Source organism: Pseudomonas sp. BN505, from assembly GCF_029873175.1.
GTDB lineage: Bacteria > Pseudomonadota > Gammaproteobacteria > Pseudomonadales > Pseudomonadaceae > Aquipseudomonas > Aquipseudomonas putida.
Genome location: NZ_SSOI01000070.1, coordinates 73,818 through 90,405, shown reverse-complemented (window position 1 = coordinate 90,405; position 16,588 = coordinate 73,818). Strand labels below are relative to the sequence as shown.

The following is a 16,588-nucleotide window of genomic DNA, read 5'->3' as shown; positions in this document are numbered from 1 at the left end:
TCTGTGGGAGCGAGCATGCCCGCGAAGAAGGCGACTCGGTGGATGGCACCGGCTTTGCCGGTGTTCGCGGGCGCGCCCGCTCCCACAGATGGAGTGGCTCGCTGGTGAACTCAAGCTGGATTTGGAGTGGTTTTTGACGCCAATAAACCGCCTTAACCCCTTGATTTATCGGGGCTGGCCCCATGCCAGCATTTTTTTTTCGAAAAACCCCTCAAGCATCCCGCGCACCCGACGATAACTATTACGAAGGTTCTCTAGGCCAGTCCGGCGGTTGCCAAGGCCGGAAGCCGCAGTACCCATCCAACGAGGATTTCGTCATGGCTTTAACTGTAAACACCAACATTGCGTCGATCACTACTCAGGGCAACCTGACCAAGGCTAGCAACGCTCAGACCACTTCGATGCAGCGTCTGTCCTCGGGTCTGCGTATCAACAGCGCTAAAGACGACGCTGCCGGCCTGCAGATCGCCAACCGTCTGACCAGCCAGATCAATGGCCTGGGCCAGGCTGTCAAGAACGCCAACGACGGTATCTCGATCGCTCAGACCGCTGAAGGTGCAATGCAGGCTTCGACCGACATCCTGCAAAAAATGCGTACCCTGGCCCTGTCCTCGGCTACTGGCTCCCTGAGCGCCGACGACCGTAAGTCGAACAACGACGAATACCAGGCTCTGACCGCTGAGCTGAACCGTATCTCGGAAACCACCACCTTCGGTGGCCAGAAACTGCTGGACGGTTCGTACGGCACCAAGGCCATCCAGGTCGGCGCCAACGCCAACGAAACCATCAACCTGGCGCTGGACAACGTTTCGGCCAAGAGCATCGGCTCGCAGCAGGTCAAGTCCGGCACTATCGCACCTTCCGCCAGCGGCCTGGCGGCAGCTGACTTGGTTGTAACCGGTAACGGCCAAACCAAAACCGTAAGCTACGGTGCTGGTGCTTCGGCCAAAGACATCGCTGCTCAGCTCAACGGCTCGATCGGTGGCCTGACTGCCGCTGCCAGCACTGAAGTCAAACTTGCTGTTGCTAGCGGCGCAGCTGCCACGCCAGCCAACTTCGACCTGACTGTTGGCGGTAGCACCGTCAGCTTCATCGGTGTTACTGACACTGCCAGCCTGGCTGACCAACTGAAATCCAACGCAGCCAAGCTGGGTATCAGCGTCAACTACGACGAATCGACCAAGAGCCTGGAAGTCAAATCTGACACCGGCGAGAACCTGTCCTTCAAGGCACAGGCTGGCGCTTCTGCTATCTCTGTGGGTGCGAAGGACGGCAACGGTGCCTATGACGCCGGTGGTCTGACTGCTCTTTCCGGTACTGTAGGTACTACCTCGGTGGTAACTGGCCAGATCTCCCTGGACTCCGCCAAAGGTTACTCGGTAGCCAACGGTGCCACCGGTACTGGTGCTACTACACTGTTCGGCGGTGCTTCGGTTTCTTCGACCAAGACAACCATCGCCGACACCGATGTGACCGACGCCGTCAACGCCCAGAACGCCCTGGCCGTTATCGACAAGGCCATCGGTTCGATCGACAGCGTCCGTTCGGGCCTGGGTGCTACCCAGAACCGTCTGCAAACCACCGTCGACAACCTGCAGAACATCCAGAAGAACTCCACCGCTGCCCGCTCCACCGTGCAGGACGTGGACTTCGCTTCGGAAACTGCCGAGCTGACCAAGCAGCAGACTCTGCAGCAGGCTTCGACTGCGATCCTGTCGCAGGCTAACCAGCTGCCATCTTCGGTCCTGAAACTGCTCCAGTAATTCAGGCGCCTGAGTAAAGGGTGAAAGGGCGCGTTTACGTGCCCTTTCACCCTTTTTGACATGAGGAGTTCGAAACATGGACATGAGTGTCAAGCTGAGCCAGGTGTATCCGTCGGTGTTACCCCAGGCGCCAGTCGCTGATCGGGATCGGGACCCGGCAGTGCCTGCCAAGGTGCAGGACGCTGCGGCCCCCGATAACCAGCCGCACTCGCGCGAAGACCTGGAAAAAGCGGTTGGCGAGATCCGTGATTTCGTCCAGTCAAGCCAGCGTCAGCTGGATTTTTCCATTGATGATTCCACTGGTCGGGTTGTGGTCAAGGTAATTGCCACCCAGTCCGGTGAGGTGATCCGGCAGCTTCCGTCGGAAACTGCGCTGAAATTGGCGCAGAGCCTCAGTGAAGCCAGCAGCCTGCTGTTCGATGATCAGGCATAGGCTGGCATGATTTTTGTTGCTGTCGGCCGATTGATGGATTTATCCGCCAAGGATCCGGCAGCTACTGAACAAGGAGAGCAATGATGGCAGGTACAACAGTCAGCGGTATTGGCTCGGGCATTGATACCCAGGCGATCGTCGATTCCCTGGTGGCCGCGCAGAAGGCGCCGAAGCAGGCGCAGATCAATACCCAAACGCTGAAGGCAACCACCACGTTGTCCTCTATCGGCAAGATTCAGTCGGCGCTGGATGCCTTCCGCGGCGCCTTGACCAACATGACCGACACCAACAGTTTCGGTGGCCTTAGCCTGAAGTCTTCGGATGAGAAGGTGGCCACCGTCACCATGGGTACCGGGGCTGCCAACGGTTCGTTCAAGTTGATTGTCGACAAGCTGGCGACTGCGTCGAAGGTGTCAACGAAGGTCTACGCAAATGGCGCCGGCTCTGTAGTCAACGCCACTGGCAGTCCGACCACGTTGACCATGACCCAGAATGGCAAGGCCTACGATTTGAGCGTTCCTGCCGGCGCAACGCTGCAGCAGGTGCGCGATAGCATCAACAGCCAGTTCAGTACAGCAGGCCTGAGTGCCAACGTACTGACCGACGCCACGGGTTCGCGTCTGATCATCACCTCGACCAAGATGGGTGACGGCTCCGACATCACCCTTTCGGGCAATTCGGGTATTGATACTGACTATACCGTTGTCGATGAACCGGCGGATGCCGAGTACACGCTGGACGGTATTGCCATGAAGTCCAAGACCAACGACATCACCGATGCCGTGAGTGGTCTGAATATCAAGTTGCTGGGTACTTCACCGAAAAACGCTACAAGTGGTGAGGTTACAGCCACTGTTCTGTCGCTGACCACCAGCTCTACTACGTTGAAGTCGGGCCTGAAGGGTTTCATTGATACCTATAACGCCTTGCTCAATGTCATGAATGCTGAAACAAAGGTCACCAAAAACGCTGATGGCACCATGACGTCTGCGGCGCTGACCGGTGATGCCACGATGCGTACGTTGATGTCCTCCATTCGTGAGGAGCTCAATGCGGTGTCGGGCAACGGCACCTTGAAATCGCTCGCTGCGTTTGGTGTCACTTCTGCCCAGGATGGCGGTGCGCTGAGCCTGGATGACAAGAAATGGGACAAGGTTGCCTCCACCAATGCGGCGGACCTGACCAGCATCTTCAATGGCAAGGATGGCCTGCTGGCGCGCCTGCAAAAGGTGACCGAGCCGTTTGCCAAAGCCAGTACCGGTACCCTGGCCGAGCGCTCCAAGGTCCTGAGTGAAAGCCTGACCAAGCTCAAGAGCGAGCAGGATACCCTGGACACCCGGATGGAAGCCCTGCAGAAGAGCCTGCAGGACAAGTACAACAACATGGATACCCTGGTCACCCAGCTGCGCCAACAGCAGAGTTCCGTGCTGAGTACGCTAAACGCGCTGAACAAGTCGAGCAGTGACGATTAACCCGTGAACATTGCATGAAGTACGGGCATGATGCCCGGCTTCATGTCATCGGCCGGTAAAGTTTTTCAGCGTCTGCCCGATACAAGGAATATCTCTCCCTTAAGCCTGCCCGTCACGAGGTCGCAAGATGAATCCCATGAGAGCCCTTCGTCAGTACCAGAAGGTCAATTCCCATGCCCAGATTTCCGAAGCCACGCCGCACCGCCTGGTGCAGATGCTGATGGAAGGTGGCCTTGATCGCATGGCTCAGGCCAAGGGTGCCATGGCGCGGGGCGACATCGCGGAAAAGGGCCTGATGCTCGGCAAGGCGATCGACATCATCATCGGCCTTCGCGACGGCCTGCAGCCCGAAAAAAGTGAAAACCCGGAGACTGTCGAGAAGCTCGACGCGCTTTATGTCTACATGACCAACCGGCTTATGCAGGCCAATGTCGACAACGATGCCGGCATTATCGACGAAGTTGCCCAGCTGCTGATTACCGTGAAAAGCGGTTGGGACGGCATTGCCGACGCCCAGCCTGCCAGCTGACGGCAAGGAGATTACCGTGACCGCACTGCAACGCCTCGATGACACCTGTGATGCCTTGGTCGGCGCCCTGAGCGAGCGTGACTGGGAAGCCATTGCCAAGCTGGATGTGGCGTGCCGCGCCTGCATCGACGAGGTGCTGGAAACCCACGCGGTGGACCAGGCGTTGCTGCGCGAGAAGCTGGAAGGTGTGCTGCTGGTCTACCGCAACCTGATCGACGTGACAACCGGTGAACGCCAGGCAATTGCCGAAGAGATGATGCAGATCAACCAAGCGAAAAATGCTTCGAAGGTTTACCATCTGTTCAGTTAAGATGCGCACAACTTGACAAAAGGCGCCATAAATTTGACTGTGTGGGCCTTTTTGACTTTACTAGTGTCTGTTCTCGAATTCCAGACGTCCGAACACTGACCATTCAGTCGGAATGATGTCGAGCATGCCCCTGCAGGGCGGCGATATGACTAGGGAAGTTGCTATTGCATGTGGCGTGAAACCAAGATTCTGCTGATCGATGACGATAGCGCGCGCCGCCGCGATCTGGCGGTGGTGCTGAATTTCCTCGGTGAAGAAAACCTCGCTTGCTCGAGCCATGACTGGCAGCAAGCGGTCGAGTCGTTGTCTTCGAGCCGTGAAATATTGTGCGTGCTCATCGGCAGCGTAGACGCTCCGGGCAATCTCCTTGGGCTCGTTAAGACAGTGGCCGGGTGGGATGAGTTCCTTCCGGTGCTGCTATTAGGTGAAATTTCTTCTGCGGAGTTCCCGGAAGACCTTCGCCGCCGGGTGCTTTCCAACCTGGAAATGCCACCAAGCTACAGCCAGTTGCTGGATTCACTGCACCGTGCCCAGGTCTATCGCGAGATGTACGACCAGGCGCGCGAGCGCGGCCGTCAGCGCGAGCCTAACCTGTTCCGCAGCCTGGTCGGCACCAGCCGTGCCATCCAGCACGTGCGGCAGATGATGCAGCAGGTGGCCGATACCGACGCCAGCGTGCTGATCCTGGGTGAGTCGGGCACCGGCAAGGAGGTGGTGGCGCGCAACCTGCACTACCATTCCAAGCGCCGCGAAGCGCCGTTTGTACCCGTCAACTGTGGCGCGATCCCGGCCGAGCTGCTGGAAAGCGAACTGTTCGGCCACGAGAAGGGTGCCTTTACCGGGGCGATCACCAGCCGGGCCGGGCGTTTCGAGCTGGCCAATGGCGGTACGCTGTTCCTCGACGAAATTGGCGACATGCCGTTGCCGATGCAGGTCAAGCTGCTGCGTGTGCTGCAGGAGCGTACCTTCGAGCGTGTGGGTAGCAACAAGACCCAGAGCATCGACGTGCGCATCATCGCCGCAACGCACAAGAACCTCGAAACCATGATCGAGGACGGCACCTTCCGCGAAGACCTGTACTACCGCCTGAACGTATTCCCCATCGAGATGGCGCCGCTGCGTGAGCGGGTGGAAGATATTCCGTTGCTGATGAACGAGCTTATCTCGCGCATGGAGCACGAGAAGCGCGGCTCCATCCGCTTCAACTCGGCGTCGATAATGTCGTTGTGCCGCCACGGCTGGCCTGGCAACGTGCGCGAGCTGGCTAACCTGGTCGAGCGCATGGCGATCATGCACCCGTACGGGGTGATTGGCGTGTCCGAGCTGCCGAAGAAATTCCGCTACGTCGATGACGAAGACGAGCAGATGGTCGACAGCCTGCGCAGCGATCTGGAAGAGCGCGTGGCCATCAACGGCCACACGCCAAACTTCAGCAACCCTGCGATGCTGCCACCTGAAGGCCTGGACCTGAAGGACTACCTCGGTAGCCTGGAGCAGGGCCTGATCCAGCAGGCGCTGGACGATGCCAACGGTATCGTTGCCCGCGCGGCTGAACGTTTGCGTATTCGCCGTACCACCCTGGTCGAGAAGATGCGCAAGTACGGCATGAGCCGCCAAGGTGGCGAGGACCAGGCGGAGGATTGACGCCTGGTGGCGCCCCTGAAATGACCTCTTCGCGGGCAAACCCGCTCCCGCAGCAATGGCGCAAGTTTTAAGTATTGCGCGACACCTGTGGGGGCGGGTTTACCCGCGAAGAGGCAAGCAAAATTCCCTCCATTATTTATTCTTCCCCGCTCGCCAGTCGGCCAGGGCCGGCCCCGGCATGGGTTGAGCTTTCTCGAGCCCCCCCCCAGTAAACAAAACCGATTTCGCAGCCAGTGCGATCCTAAAGCAGGCATGCGTTTTGCTTTGCCTAGCATAAAGGGCCAAGGGCCAGTTTTTTGTCGCCGCCCCTCCGACCAATGCGGACCAACAGTACAATGAAAGCAGTCATTCTGGCCGGTGGGCTGGGCACACGCATCAGCGAAGAATCTCACCTGCGCCCCAAGCCGATGATCGAGATAGGCGGCAAGCCGATCATCTGGCACATCATGAAGATCTACTCGCACTACGGTATCAACGACTTCGTCATTTGCCTGGGCTACAAGGGCTATGTGATCAAGGAGTACTTCGCCAACTACTTCCTGCACATGTCGGACGTGACCTTCGACATGGCAGAAAACCGCATGGATATCCATAACCGCCACGCCGAGCCATGGCGGGTGACGCTGGTGGATACCGGTGAAAACACCGCCACCGGTGGCCGTCTGAAGCGTGTTCGCGATTACGTGGGCGATGAAACCTTCTGCCTCACTTACGGCGACGGTGTGTCCGACGTCGATATTCCGCGCCTGATCGAATTCCACCGCCAGCACGGCAAGATGGCCACGGTTACCGCGGTACAACCGCCGGGCCGTTATGGCGCGCTGGACGTGCAGGGTGAACAGGTGCGCGGCTTTCAGGAAAAGCCGGCAGGTGACGGTGGCTGGATCAACGGTGGCTTTTTCGTGCTCGAACCTGCCGCGCTCGAATACATTCAGGGCGATGCTACTACCTGGGAAGACGAGCCCATGCGCCGCCTGGCCGAAGACGGCCAGCTGATGAGCCACATGCACCGTGGCTTCTGGCAGCCGATGGATACCCTGCGTGATCGCAAGCTGCTTGAAACCCACTGGAAAAACGGCGACGCAGCATGGCAGCTATGGCGTTGAGCCCGGCATTCTGGGCGGGCCGCCGAGTCCTGCTGACAGGGCATACCGGCTTCAAGGGCGGCTGGCTGGCGGTATGGCTGCGCCAGCTTGGCGCTGAACTGCGTGGCTTGGCCTTGCCTGCCGCGACCACGCCATCGCTGTGGCAGGTTGCGCACCTGCAACAGCAGGTTCCCGGCGAGTTTGCAGATGTCCGCGACGCCTCGGCCGTGGCCCGTGCAGTGCAGGCGTTCCAGCCCGAACTGGTGCTGCACCTAGCGGCTCAGCCACTGGTGCGCGAGTCGTACCGGGCGCCGGCTGACACCTACGCTACCAACGTCATGGGTACGCTGAACCTGCTGGAGGCCGTGCGTGCCACGCCCTCGGTACGTGCGGTGCTGGTGGTGACCACTGACAAGTGCTACGACAACCGCGAGTGGCCCTGGCCCTACCGCGAGCAGGATGCCCTGGGCGGCTTCGACCCCTATAGCAGCAGCAAGGCCTGCGTCGAACTGCTGTGCGCCAGCTACCGCGACTCGTTCCTGCGCTCCGCCGGCGTGGCCCTGGCCACGGCGCGCGCAGGCAACGTACTGGGTGGCGGGGACTGGTCTGCCGAGCGCTTGCTGCCGGATATCTTTCGCGCCTGGCAAGACGGTGAAGAAGTGGTCTTGCGCTATCCCCATGCGATCCGCCCCTGGCAGCACGTGCTCGACCCACTGACGGGCTACCTGCAGCTGGCGCAGGGCTTGCTCACGGACGCCGAGCGATACGCAACAGCCTGGAACTTCGGCCCGGACAGCGCAGGCCTGGCCACCGTCGGCGAAATCGTCCGTCGTCTTGCCCTGCGCTGGCCAGGCGAGGCGCGCTGGTCGGTCGCCGGCGATGCCCAGCCGCATGAAGCCGGTTTGCTGGCACTGGACTCCAGCAAAGCGCGGCAGCTGCTTGGCTGGGCGCCACGCTGGTCGCTGGATGACACCCTTGAACATACCCTGGACTGGTATCTGGCCTGGCGAGCAGGGCGTGACATGAACATCGTTACCCGCGAGCAGATCGCGGTTCACCAAGGCGGAACCCATGAGTGACAGTACGGCGCAGCAGTTGCGCCAACAGATTGCCGAGCTGGTCGGGCGCTATGCCGAGCTGCAGATGGCGCCCAAGCCTTTTGTCGCAGGGCAGAGCAGCGTGCCGCCCTCCGGCAAAGTGATCGGCGCCGGCGAGTTACAGTCCATGACCGAGGCCGTGCTGGATGGCTGGTTGACCACCGGCCGCTTCAACGAGGCGTTCGAGAAGCGCCTGGCCAAGTACCTGGGGCGCCGCTGTGTACTCACCACCAACTCCGGCTCGTCGGCCAACTTGCTGGCGTTTTCCGCACTGACCTCGCCACGCCTCGGCGACCGGGCGATCAAGCCGGGTGACGAGGTGATCGGCGTTGCTGCCGGCTTCCCGACCACCGTCAACCCGATCCTGCAGTTCGGCGCGGTACCGGTGTTCGTCGATATCGAGATGGGCACCTACAACATCGACCCGGCACTGATCGAAGCGGCCATCGGCCCGAAGACCAAGGCCATCATGCTGGCGCATACCCTGGGCAACCCCTTCGACCTGAGTGTTGTGCGCGCCCTGTGCGACAAGTACGGCCTGTGGCTGATCGAAGACTGCTGCGATGCCCTGGGTTCCACCTACGAAGGGCGCATGGTCGGCACCTTCGGCGATATCGGCACCCTCAGCTTCTATCCGGCGCACCACATCACCATGGGTGAGGGCGGGGCGGTGTTCACCGATTCGCCGTTGCTCAAACGCATCATCGAGTCGTTCCGCGACTGGGGCCGTGATTGCTACTGCGCGCCGGGCGAGGACAACACCTGCAGCAAGCGCTTCTGCTGGCAAATGGGTGACCTGCCGCAAGGCTACGACCACAAGTACACCTATTCGCACCTGGGCTACAACCTGAAGATTACCGACATGCAGGCCGCCTGCGCGCTGGCGCAGATGGACCGGGTTGATGATTTCGTTGCCGCCCGTAAGCGCAACTTCGCCTGGCTGAGCGACCGGCTGGCCGGTTGTGCGGACCAACTGATCCTGCCGCAGGCCACCCGCGACAGTGACCCGTCCTGGTTCGGGTACCCGATCACCCTGCGCGATGGCTGTGGAATCAACCGCGTCGAGCTGGTGCGCTACCTGGATGAACAGGGTGTGGGCACACGCTTGCTGTTTGCCGGCAACCTGACCCGCCAGCCCTACATGCAGGGGCTGAACTACCGGGTTTCCGGCGAATTGCCGGTCACCGACAAGATCATGAACGACACGTTCTGGATCGGCCTGTGGCCGGGCTTGAGCGATGACCACCTGGAACATGCAGCGCGCTGCCTGGAAACCTACCTGCAGAGGCTGCGCTGATGCGCGCCTACGTCCTGTGTGGCGGTTTCGGTACGCGGCTGCGCAGCGTCACTGACTCGCAGAAGGCCTTGGTACCCGTTCACGGTGAGCCATTCCTGGCGCGCGTACTGAGCCAGTTGGCCCGTGCCGGCATCAGCGAGGGCGTGCTGTGCGCGCATTACCGCGCCGAGCAGGTGGCCGAGCAGCTTGCCGAGCTGTCTCGCCAGGCCGGTCTGCCACTGTCGATGGTGGTGGAGCAGAGCCCGCTGGGAACCGGAGGGGCACTGCTCAACGCGTTGCGCGAGCAACCTGCGCAGGGCCGGTACCTGGTACTCAATGCGGACACCTTCGTGGATGTGCAGGGTTATCGGCAGATGCTTGCGGGCGAAGGCAACGCCATGCTGGCGGCGCGAGTCGATGACCGCAGCCGGTATGGCAGCCTGGCGCTGACTGCTACCGGGCACCTGGCTGCGCTGCAGGAAAAGGGCGTGCAGGGCGCCGGCCTGATCAACGCGGGGGTGTATGCCTTCACCACGTCGGCCTTCGCCACTACCCCCGTCCGCGCATGCTCCATGGAGCACGATCTGTTGCCCGAATTGCTCCAGCGAGAGGCCGTGACCGTTGTCGATTACAGCGGGTGTTTCATTGATATCGGCACGCCAGAGTCGCTTGCGCGCTACACCCACGAATTTCTTCCGGATACCTCGCTATGAGCCTGCTGGTGCAGACCCTCAGCATTGGCCAACGCCAAAGCATCCTCGATGCGGTCAAGTGCATCGAGGCAGGCGCCTTGCAAATCGCCTTTGTGGTTGCTGACGACCGCCGTCTGCTGGGTGTGGTGACCAACGGCGATGTGCGTCGCCACCTGCTGCAGGGCGGGCAGACCGACCTGCCAGTAACAACTTGCATGAACAGCCATTACCGGGCGGTTCAAGCCGGTGCGTCGCGGGAGGAGTTGCTCAAGGCTTTCGACCTGGGTTTCAACGCCATCCCGGCCGTGGATGAGCAGGGGCGCCTGGTCGAGGTCTATACCCGCCTGATGGCGGCCAGCCCGGAAGTGCCGGTACTGGCACGGGCCCGTGCGCCAGTACGCATGAGCTTCTGCGGCGGCGGTGCGGACCTGACCTATTTCTTCATCGACCACCCGGCAGCGGTGCTCAGCTGTACCGTCGGTCTTTATGCCCACGCCACCCTGGTTCCACGCGGCGACCTTGGCATCCGCATTTTCTCCGAGGATCTGGGGCGCGAGGAGGACTACGACTCCCTGGCTGACCTGCTGGCCGCCAGTGAAAAAAGCCTGTTGGCGACCATCGTTTCGGTGATCAAGCCGCAATACGGCTTCGATCTCTACCTGCGTTCGGATTTTCCAGTGGGCTCCGGGCTGGGCGGTTCTTCCGCTGCCACCACGGCGACCATTGCTGTATTCAACGAGTTGCGCCAGGACCGCTGGAGCACCTATGAGATCGCCGAACTGGCGTTCCAGGCCGAGCGCCTGTGCTTCGGTATCGCCGGTGGCTGGCAGGATCAGTACGCCTCGGCCTTCGGTGGCTTCAACCTGATCGAGTTCGAGAACCAGCGCAACCTGGTACACCCGATTCGCCTGGAAGAATCGATCCGCAATGAGCTGGAATCCTGCCTGGTGCTGTGTGACACCGGCATTTCTCACGACTCCGGCCGCCTGCACGAGCTGCAGCGCGAGGAGATGCAGGCCGAGTCCTCGCAAACGGACCTGCTCCATGCAAGCGTCGCGCTTTGCCGGCGCATGCACCGTTACCTGATTCGCGGCGAACTGCGCGATTTCGGCCTTTGCCTGGACGAAGCCTGGCACCTGAAAAAGCGCTTTTCCTCGGCAATCAGCCATGGTCGTCTCGATGACATTTACGCCGCCGCGGTTGCGGCCGGCGCGCTCGGCGGCAAGCTGTTGGGCGCCGGTGGCGGTGGTTTCTTCCTGTTCTATGTACAACCCCAGCATCGCCAGCGTGTGGTGCATGCGGTGCGCGCACTGGGCTGCCAGGCTCAAGGCTTTCGCTTCGAGTCCTGCGGTGTAACTTCCTGGCGGACGAAAATCCAATGACCCCAATTATTCTCGACGGCATCGCCCTGGGTGGCGACCGTGTCTACGTCATCGCCGAAGCCGGCAACAACCACAACGGCTCGCTGGCATTGGCCAGGCAACTGGTTGACGCCGCCATTGCGGCAGGCGCCGACTGCGTCAAGTTCCAGCTGCGCAACCGCGAGGCGCTGTACCGGCGCAAGGCCGACGGCTCGCGTGCCGAAGACCTCGGTGTGGAGTACATTCAGGACCTGCTGGACAAGGTCGAACTGAGCCTCGACGAGCACCGCCAGGTGCGCGCCTACTGTGCTGAGAAGGGCATCACTTATCTGTGCACCCCCTGGGATGAACCTAGCGTCGATGCCCTGGCCCAGTTCGACGTGGCGGCCCTGAAAATTGCCTCGGCAGACTTGTGCAACCCCTACCTGATCGCCAAGGCCGCCAGCCTGGGCAAGCCGTTGATCCTGTCCACCGGCATGTCGTTCGAGCACGAAATCATCCGTGCCATCGAACAGCTCAACGCGCTGGGCACGCCCTTCGCGCTGCTGCACTGCAACAGCGCCTACCCGGCACCGGAAGCGGATATCCAGCTCGGCTACCTGCGTCGCCTGCAGGAGCTGCATGGCCTGGTCGGCTATTCCGGCCATGAGCGCGGTATTGCCATCACCCTCGGCGCTGTGGCCTTGGGCGCGCGATTGGTGGAGCGCCACATTACCCTGGATCGCAACATGGAAGGCCCGGATCACCTGGCCAGCCTTGAGCCCACCGAATTCCGCCAACTGGTGGACGGCATCCGCCAACTGGAACTGGCGCTGCCCTGGCAAGGGCCTGGTCGCCATGCCAGCCAAGGTGAATTGCTGAACCGCGAGAACCTCGGCAAGAGCGTGATTGCTGCCCGCGATATCCCCCGTGGCGCGGTACTGGAGCAGGGCATGCTGCGCATCGCCAGCCCCGGCCAGGGCCTGCCGCCGTACCGGCTGCCGGAACTGCTGGGCAAGCCTGCCCATCGCGATATCGCCCAGGGCGACTTCCTTTTCGAGAGCGACCTGCAGGAACAGCAAGCCGAGCAGAAGCTGGCGTTCGACATGCCGATTCGCTGGGGGGTGCCGGTGCGCTACCACGACTTCCTCGACTACCGCCGGCGCATCGAGCCGGACCTGTTCGAGTTCCATCTGTCGTACCGCGACCTCAGCCTGAAGCCGCAGCCGTTCCTGGCCGAGGTGGATTGCTCGCGCCTGGTGATCCACGCCCCGGAGCTGTTCGAGAACAGCGAGTTGCTCGATCTGGTTGCGGACGATCCGGCCTACCGTCGGCGCTCCATCGACAACCTGCAGCGTGTGGTCGATGCCACCCTGCAGATAGGCGAGTTCTTCCCTGGGGCCGATGCCCGGCTGATCGTCGCCAACATCGGCGGTTTCTCCGCCGACGCGCCGCGCCCGCTGGCCATGCGCCCCGAACTCTACGAGCGCTTCCATGAAGCCTGCCGCCAGGTGGATTTCGCCGGTACCGAGCTGATCCCGCAGAACATGGCGCCGTTCCCTTGGCATTTCGGCGGGCAACGCCACCAGAACATCTTCATGATGCCGGACGAACTGGCGGCCCAGGCCCGCGAGCACGGCCTGCGCCTGTGCCTGGACCTGTCGCACCTGCAGATGACCTGCTTCCACTTCGGCCTCGACTTCCAGGCCGCGCTGGCGCTGCTGCTGCCGCATTCGGCGCACCTGCACGTGGCCGATGCCAAGGGTACCAACGGCGAAGGCGTAGTGATGGGTACCGGCGACATCGACTGGCCGGCCACCTGGGCGCAGATTCGCAATCATCCCGAGGTCAGCTTCATTCCTGAAGTCTGGCAAGGGCACAAGGATCATGGTGCCGGCTTCTGGTCGGCGCTGGCCTACCTGCAGTCACTACCAGGAGCCCGGCCATGACCAATCCGAGCCTGAACAACCGGCTGGAAACCTTGTTGAGCGAACCGCTGGAAAGCATTCAAGAGCGCCAGCACCATACCCTGGAAAGACTGATCGGAGGGTTGCAGCAACCCTTTGCTCTGTTTGGTGCTAGCCATCTGGGACGCAACACTCAAGCTGTGTTGAAGCAAATGGGTTTTTCGCCCTGCGCCTTCATCGACAATAACCCGGCATCCTGGGGAACCCATATTGATGCGGTGCCGGTGATGAGCCCTGCTCAGCTGGCTGAGCAATACGGCAGCAAGCTGCCTTCGATCATTTGCACCATTTGGAGTGGACAAATCAGTGAGCGCATGAGCGATCGCCTTGCTCCTCTGCGTGAACTGGGCTTCGAGCGGATCGCTCTGTTCGGTCACTTGGCCTGGCGCTATCCCGAGCACTTTCTCCCGCACTACTTCCTGGATCTGCCCGAGAAAGTAGTAGCCGAGGCCCAGGATGTCCACCGGGCATTTGCGTTGATTGGCGACGAACCTTCGCGTCAGCTTTTTGTTGATCATGTCGAATGGCGTCTTACCCTGAACCACGATGTGCTGCCTCCCCCGTCACCCGTGACCATCTATTTCGACAGCCACTTCAGCAGCGACTGCGCGGACGAAGTGCTCTATGACATTGGCGCGTTCAATGGTGACTCGGTGGTGGAGTATCTCGAAAGTGGCCGAGGCTATCGCGAGATCCATTCCTTCGAGCCCTCTCCAGCCAACTATGCCGAGTTGAGTGACAATCTGGCCGAGCTGAACGCAGGGCACGGCCGAAATCTGTTTGCCCACCCGCTGGCAGTCGGCGACTGCAACGGCGAAATTCTCATCGAGGATGGCAGTGGTGCAGCAAGCCGTGTGGGGCACGGTAGCCAGCAGGTGACGATCACCACGATTGATGATGTGGCTACCCGGATCGCTCCTGCGAGCTTCATCAAGATCGACATCGAAGGCTTCGAACCACAGTGCCTGGCGGGTGGGCGCAAGCTGATCAGCGAGCTTCACCCGGTGGTCGCGGTCTGCGTCTATCACGAACAGAACCACCTGTGGAGCGTTCTGTTGCAGCTGCACGAGTATTACCCGCACTACAACTTCAAGCTTTGTCCGCATCTGGCCGAAGGCTGGGATCTGGTGCTCTATGCCGTCCCCGCTGATCGCCTTCCCCAGCACTTTATCGCCGAGTAACAACTTCATGCGTGTCGCCGACTATATCTTCGAGTTCATCGCCAACCAGGGTGTCGGGCATGTGTTCTTCCTGCCTGGTGGCGGAGCCATGCACCTGAACAATGCGCTGTTTCGCCAACCGCGCCTGAGCGCCGTGAGTATGCTTCATGAGCAGGGCGCAGCCATTGCGGCGGAGGGCTATGCACGTACCTCCGGCAAGTTCGGTGCCTGCCTTGTGACTTCCGGGCCAGGCGCCACCAACGCCATCACCGGCCTGGCCGGCGCCTGGTTCGAGTCCACCCCGGCATTGTTCGTTTCCGGCCAGGTCAAACGCGCCGACCTCAAGGGCGACAGTGGCCTGCGTCAGCTGGGTACCCAAGAGCTGGACATCGTCAGCGTAGTCACTCCGCTGGCCAAGTACGCCGTTTGCCTGCTGGACCCGCAACGGGTCCGCTATGAATTGGAGAAGGCGCTTCATCTGATGCTTACTGGTCGCAAGGGGCCGGTGTGGATCGATGTACCGCTGGATGTGCAGGCGACAGAAATCGATCCCGCTGAACTTGAAGGTTTTGTGCCGGAAGGGACTGGCATGTCGGTCGCTCCAGATGCCGAGGCTCTCGATATCCTGGTAAGCCGATTGCGTGAGGCGAAGCGCCCGGTGCTGTTGGTGGGGAATGGTGTCCATGCCTCGGGTGGCGAGGCGGCGATGCGTGATCTGATCGAGGCATTGGGTATTCCGACCCTGACCACGTGGATCGGCGCCGACCTGCTTGAATATGAGCACCCGCTCTATGTCGGCCGCTGCGGCACGGTGGCCCAGCGTGGCGCCAACTTCAGCGTGCAGAATGCCGATCTGGTGCTGGCCATCGGTTGTCGGATGGACTTCTCCATCACCGGGTTCAACCGCACTCACTTCGCTCGCGAGGCTGACATTGTCGTAGTGGATATCGACCCGGCGGAGGTCGCCAAGCTCGGCGATATGCCGGATCAGCGATTCATTTGCGATGCTCGGGTGTTCATGGAGCAACTGCTGGCCGCCAGCGGCGGTCAGTCACTGGGCTGCCAGGCTTGGCGAGAGCGTTGCCGCGCTTGGAAGGAGGCCTACCCGGTAGTACTGCGGGAGTATCGACAGCCAGGTGACTACGTCAATACCTACGTGTTCAGCGAAACGCTGTCTGAGGCGCTGGCCGAAGGCGACCAGATCATACCGGGCAGTTCCGGGGCGGCGCTCGATACCTTCTGGCTCTCTGTGCGCCTGAAGCGCGGTCAACGCGCGGTAGCCACTGGTGGTTTGGGCTCCATGGGCTACGGTTTGCCAGCTTCAATCGGTGGCTGCCTCGGCAGCGGTGGTCGTCGTACCGTGTCGGTGGACGGTGACGGTGGCTTTGTGATGAACATCCAGGAACTGGAAGTGGTGCGCCGCCTGCGCTTGCCGATCAAGTACTTCGTCTTGAACAACAACGGCTATGCCTCGATTCGTGCGTCTCAGGGCGGGTACTTCAGGGAGACCATCGGCTGCGATCCGGACTCCGGCCTGACCCTGCCGGACATTTCTGCGCTGGGGGCGGCATTTGGCCTGCCAGTGCGGCGCATCGACGGGAAGGACGACCTGCGTCAGGCCATCGACGAGGCGCTGGCACTGGATGGCCCGGTGCTGTGTGAAGTGATGGTGGAGTCTGATCAGGCCATCGGCCCGCGGACCACCTCAAAAATTGGCCAGAACGGCGTGATGGTTTCCAGCCCTCTGGAGGATCTGTTCCCCTTCCTTGAACGTGACGAACTGCGTGCGAACATGCTGATTCCGCTGTTGGATGATTGAA

Annotated in this window: 14 protein-coding genes; all 14 read left to right on the top strand. The window is 61.2% G+C overall.

Features of this window, described 5'->3' with window-relative positions:
- Positions 1 to 317: 317 nt before the first annotated feature.
- Positions 318 to 1,763, top strand: a complete 1,446-nt coding sequence (locus tag E8E78_RS26915; RefSeq protein WP_280311694.1) for a flagellin — start codon at positions 318 to 320, stop codon at positions 1,761 to 1,763.
- Positions 1,764 to 1,839: 76 nt separating this feature from the next.
- Positions 1,840 to 2,196: a flagellar protein FlaG gene (locus E8E78_RS26910; protein WP_016498529.1), complete on the top strand. Its 357-nt coding sequence runs from the start codon at positions 1,840 to 1,842 to the stop codon at positions 2,194 to 2,196.
- Positions 2,197 to 2,279: 83 nt separating this feature from the next.
- Positions 2,280 to 3,668: a flagellar filament capping protein FliD gene (fliD, locus tag E8E78_RS26905; protein WP_280311697.1), complete on the top strand. Its 1,389-nt coding sequence runs from the start codon at positions 2,280 to 2,282 to the stop codon at positions 3,666 to 3,668.
- Between the two features lie 127 nt (positions 3,669 to 3,795).
- A complete protein-coding gene (fliS, locus tag E8E78_RS26900; protein ID WP_016498531.1) occupies positions 3,796 to 4,197 on the top strand; it encodes a flagellar export chaperone FliS in 402 nt (133 codons plus the stop codon).
- 16 nt (positions 4,198 to 4,213) lie between these two features.
- Entirely contained in the window at positions 4,214 to 4,507 is a 294-nt protein-coding gene (locus E8E78_RS26895) for a hypothetical protein (protein ID WP_026034449.1), read from the top strand.
- A 168-nt stretch (positions 4,508 to 4,675) separates the two neighbouring features.
- Positions 4,676 to 6,151: a transcriptional regulator FleQ gene (gene fleQ, locus E8E78_RS26890; RefSeq protein ID WP_016498533.1), complete on the top strand. Its 1,476-nt coding sequence runs from the start codon at positions 4,676 to 4,678 to the stop codon at positions 6,149 to 6,151.
- A gap of 335 nt (positions 6,152 to 6,486) precedes the next feature.
- A complete protein-coding gene (gene rfbF, locus E8E78_RS26885; RefSeq protein WP_280311701.1) occupies positions 6,487 to 7,257 on the top strand; it encodes a glucose-1-phosphate cytidylyltransferase in 771 nt (256 codons plus the stop codon).
- The gene (gene rfbG, locus E8E78_RS26880; RefSeq protein WP_059394781.1) at positions 7,248 to 8,315 is read left to right on the top strand and encodes a CDP-glucose 4,6-dehydratase; all 1,068 of its coding nucleotides are present in this window, start codon (positions 7,248 to 7,250) and stop codon (positions 8,313 to 8,315) included. Before rfbF ends, rfbG begins: the two co-directional genes overlap by 10 nt.
- Positions 8,308 to 9,630 carry a lipopolysaccharide biosynthesis protein RfbH gene (rfbH, locus tag E8E78_RS26875; protein ID WP_280311703.1) on the top strand — a complete coding sequence of 441 codons (1,323 nt, stop codon included), beginning with the start codon at positions 8,308 to 8,310 and terminating at the stop codon, positions 9,628 to 9,630. Before rfbG ends, rfbH begins: the two co-directional genes overlap by 8 nt.
- Complete coding sequence (locus E8E78_RS26870; protein WP_258653522.1) at positions 9,630 to 10,322, top strand: sugar phosphate nucleotidyltransferase; 693 nt, start codon at positions 9,630 to 9,632, stop codon at positions 10,320 to 10,322. The genes rfbH and E8E78_RS26870 overlap by 1 nt, the downstream gene beginning before the upstream one ends.
- On the top strand, positions 10,319 to 11,683 hold the full coding sequence (locus E8E78_RS26865) for a CBS domain-containing protein (protein ID WP_019471412.1): 1,365 nt from the start codon (positions 10,319 to 10,321) through the stop codon (positions 11,681 to 11,683). Before E8E78_RS26870 ends, E8E78_RS26865 begins: the two co-directional genes overlap by 4 nt.
- The gene (locus E8E78_RS26860) at positions 11,680 to 13,590 is read left to right on the top strand and encodes an N-acetylneuraminate synthase family protein (RefSeq protein ID WP_280311709.1); all 1,911 of its coding nucleotides are present in this window, start codon (positions 11,680 to 11,682) and stop codon (positions 13,588 to 13,590) included. Before E8E78_RS26865 ends, E8E78_RS26860 begins: the two co-directional genes overlap by 4 nt.
- A complete protein-coding gene (locus E8E78_RS26855; protein ID WP_280311711.1) occupies positions 13,587 to 14,789 on the top strand; it encodes an FkbM family methyltransferase in 1,203 nt (400 codons plus the stop codon). Before E8E78_RS26860 ends, E8E78_RS26855 begins: the two co-directional genes overlap by 4 nt.
- 7 nt (positions 14,790 to 14,796) lie before the next feature.
- Positions 14,797 to 16,587, top strand: coding sequence for a thiamine pyrophosphate-binding protein (locus E8E78_RS26850; protein WP_280311713.1), 1,791 nt, complete (start codon positions 14,797 to 14,799; stop codon positions 16,585 to 16,587).
- Position 16,588 lies beyond the last annotated feature (1 nt).

Bases quoted from the DNA above. Each gene is read 5' to 3' on its own strand.
- fliS (WP_016498531.1), top strand. From the start codon at position 3,796: ATGAATCCCATGAGAGCCCTTCGTCAGTACCAGAAGGTCAATTCCCAT.
- fleQ (WP_016498533.1), top strand. From the start codon at position 4,676: ATGTGGCGTGAAACCAAGATTCTGCTGATCGATGACGATAGCGCGCGC.
- E8E78_RS26865 (WP_019471412.1), top strand. From the start codon at position 10,319: ATGAGCCTGCTGGTGCAGACCCTCAGCATTGGCCAACGCCAAAGCATC.
- E8E78_RS26855 (WP_280311711.1), top strand. From the start codon at position 13,587: ATGACCAATCCGAGCCTGAACAACCGGCTGGAAACCTTGTTGAGCGAA.
- E8E78_RS26870 (WP_258653522.1), top strand. From the start codon at position 9,630: ATGCGCGCCTACGTCCTGTGTGGCGGTTTCGGTACGCGGCTGCGCAGC.
- E8E78_RS26850 (WP_280311713.1), top strand. From the start codon at position 14,797: ATGCGTGTCGCCGACTATATCTTCGAGTTCATCGCCAACCAGGGTGTC.
- rfbH (WP_280311703.1), top strand. From the start codon at position 8,308: ATGAGTGACAGTACGGCGCAGCAGTTGCGCCAACAGATTGCCGAGCTG.
- E8E78_RS26910 (WP_016498529.1), top strand. From the start codon at position 1,840: ATGGACATGAGTGTCAAGCTGAGCCAGGTGTATCCGTCGGTGTTACCC.
- E8E78_RS26915 (WP_280311694.1), top strand. From the start codon at position 318: ATGGCTTTAACTGTAAACACCAACATTGCGTCGATCACTACTCAGGGC.
- rfbF (WP_280311701.1), top strand. From the start codon at position 6,487: ATGAAAGCAGTCATTCTGGCCGGTGGGCTGGGCACACGCATCAGCGAA.
- fliD (WP_280311697.1), top strand. From the start codon at position 2,280: ATGGCAGGTACAACAGTCAGCGGTATTGGCTCGGGCATTGATACCCAG.
- E8E78_RS26860 (WP_280311709.1), top strand. From the start codon at position 11,680: ATGACCCCAATTATTCTCGACGGCATCGCCCTGGGTGGCGACCGTGTC.
- rfbG (WP_059394781.1), top strand. From the start codon at position 7,248: ATGGCGTTGAGCCCGGCATTCTGGGCGGGCCGCCGAGTCCTGCTGACA.